The 2,236-nt window shown below is 65.8% G+C and carries 3 protein-coding genes; all 3 read left to right on the plus strand.

All coding sequences use genetic code 11. The features are described 5' to 3' along the window. The first annotated feature begins 25 nt into the window (after positions 1–25). The 3 genes from narI (at position 26) to CF70_RS04990 (ending at position 2,029) form a co-directional block, all read left to right on the plus strand. Positions 26–769: a respiratory nitrate reductase subunit gamma gene (gene narI / locus CF70_RS04980; RefSeq protein WP_035861243.1), complete on the plus strand. Its 744-nt coding sequence runs from the start codon at positions 26–28 to the stop codon at positions 767–769. 10 nt (positions 770–779) lie between these two features. Beyond that, positions 780–1,568 (plus strand): peptidylprolyl isomerase, encoded by a 789-nt coding sequence (locus CF70_RS04985; protein WP_035861245.1) that lies wholly within the window; start codon positions 780–782, stop codon positions 1,566–1,568. A 98-nt stretch (positions 1,569–1,666) separates the two neighbouring features. After that, complete coding sequence (locus tag CF70_RS04990) at positions 1,667–2,029, plus strand: DUF3307 domain-containing protein (RefSeq protein WP_051648046.1); 363 nt, start codon at positions 1,667–1,669, stop codon at positions 2,027–2,029. Positions 2,030–2,236: the final 207 nt, after the last annotated feature.

Genomic DNA, 2,236 nt, shown 5'->3' on the forward strand with positions numbered 1-2,236 from the left:
ACGGACCCGTCACCGGAGCGCGATCATGACTGCCGCCCTCGACACCTTTTTCTTCGGCCTCTATCCGTACATCTGCCTGGTCGTATTTCTGGTCGGGAGCCTGATCCGCTTCGACCGTGACCAGTACACCTGGAAGAGCGATTCCTCGCAGATGCTGCGCGCCGGGCAGTTGCGCTGGGCCAGCAACCTGTTCCATGTCGGCGTGCTGTTCCTGTTCTTCGGGCACCTGTTCGGCATGCTCACGCCCCATGCGGTCTACGGCCATTTCATCAGCGCTGGCGCCAAGCAGCTCCTGGCGATGATTTCGGGCGGCGTGGCAGGCGTGCTTGGCTTCATCGGGGTGAGCCTGTTGCTGCATCGCCGCCTGGGCGACCCGCGTATTCGCGCCACCTCGCGTCCCGGGGACATCGCCATCCTCTGGCTGCTGTGGGTGCAACTGGCGCTGGGGCTGGGCACCATACCGCTGTCCGGGCAACACCTGGACGGCAGCATGATGCTGGTGCTGGCCGAATGGGCCCAGCGCATCGTGACGCTGCGAGGCGGCGCTCCGGATCTGATGCAGGGGGTGGGCTGGGTGTTCAAGCTGCACATGGTGCTGGGCATGACGGTGTTCCTGGTGTTTCCCTTCACCCGCCTGGTCCATGTCTGGAGCGGCTTTGCCTCGGTGACTTACCTGTTCCGTCCCTACCAGGTGGTGCGCAGCCGCCGCCTGAACCTGCCGGCCGGGCACGAACGCGCCAAGCGTGCGCAGCCCGAACAATCGCGTTGAGGAGCGTGCCATGCGTCATTCCGTATCTACCCGCGCCGCGTCCGTCAACGGCCAGGTCCTGCACGCCGACGATGAAACGCTGGCGCCGGAAGCCCTGCGCCAGCGCGCATGCACCGAGTTGCTGCGCCAGGCGGCCCAGCGCGCCGGGCTGCTCGATCAAGCCGATACCGGCGCAACCGACGGCGTGATCAGCGAGGCCGCCAGCACGGCAATCGAAAGCCTGCTGGAAAACGAACTGCAGATACCCGAGCCGGGCGAAGAGGCATGCCGGCGCCATCATGCGGCCAATCTCGCCCGATATAGCCGCGGCGAGCGCGTGCTGGCCCGCCACATCCTGTTTGCCGTGACGCCCGGCCTGGATGTCAATGCGCTGCGCCAGCGCGCCGAACGCATGCTCGTGGAAGTGCGCTGCCACGACGACCCGGCGTCCGCGCGCGAGCACTTTGCGCGCGCGGCGGGCGAGTTTTCAAACTGCCCGAGCGGCGCCCAGGGGGGAGACCTGGGCTGGCTGGAGGCGGGCGATTGCGCGCCGGAGCTCGCCCGCGAGCTGTTCGGTCATCAGGAAGTCGGGGTGCTTCCGCGGCTGGTGCACAGCCGCTTTGGCCTGCACGTGGTGGAGGTGTGCGCGCGTGATAGCGGCGAAGTGCAACCGTTCGAGACAGTGCGCTCGGCTGTGGCGCTGCAACTGCGCCAGCAAGCCTATGTCACCGCGCTGCGCCAGTACCTGAGCCTGCTGGCCGGGCAGGCGGTGATCGAGGGAGTGGATCTCGACGGGGCCGATACGCCTTTGGTGCAGTAGGGCTGAAAGGCCTTACTGCAGGCCGTCGAACAGCATGATGTCCACCCTGTCGCCGGCGGCTGCGTGCGGTCTGGGTGACTTTGGCTGGAGAGCTGGCCATGGCATTGCTGCTGCTATTCGCGCTGTTCACCAAGCATCTCGTGTGCGACTTCCTGTGGCAGCCGAGCTGGATGCTGGCCGGCAAGGGCGACTTCCGTAGCCCGGGTGGCTATGCTCACGCGGGGCTACATGGCCTGTGCACCGCTGTGCTGCTCGGCGGCTTCGGTGTGGCCCATTGGCTCTGGCTGGGGATCTTCGACGCTGTCGTCCACTACATGGTCGACCGCTGGAAGGTGCGCTTCGGCCGAAGCGCCAATTTGACGCCGAACTTGCCGCAGTTCTGGTGGGCATTTGGCGTGGACCAGTACGCGCACGTGCTGACCTACCTCGCCGTGGTCTGGCTTGCTGGGGGCCTGAACTGACTCGTCGGCTTCCTGTCCGCCGGCAGGCCACTGCCTTCGGGCGACTTTCTTTACCGTCGAGGTATCTTTCTAGCGGCGTTGCGCCACTAGCCGCACCAGGCGAATGCCAACACCAAAGCGGGGATAATTCGAATCGCCAGCTCACCGCCAGAGCAGTGCCCAACGCACCCTGCAGTCGCCCCTTCGAACTTTTACCTTAACCGTACA

Source organism: Cupriavidus sp. SK-3 (genome assembly GCF_000611145.1).
Lineage (GTDB): Bacteria > Pseudomonadota > Gammaproteobacteria > Burkholderiales > Burkholderiaceae > Cupriavidus.

Excerpts from the sequence above, each read along its gene's own strand:
- narI (WP_035861243.1), top strand. The coding sequence starts at position 26 with ATGACTGCCGCCCTCGACACCTTTTTCTTCGGCCTCTATCCGTACATC.
- CF70_RS04985 (WP_035861245.1), top strand. The coding sequence starts at position 780 with ATGCGTCATTCCGTATCTACCCGCGCCGCGTCCGTCAACGGCCAGGTC.
- CF70_RS04990 (WP_051648046.1), top strand. The coding sequence starts at position 1,667 with ATGGCATTGCTGCTGCTATTCGCGCTGTTCACCAAGCATCTCGTGTGC.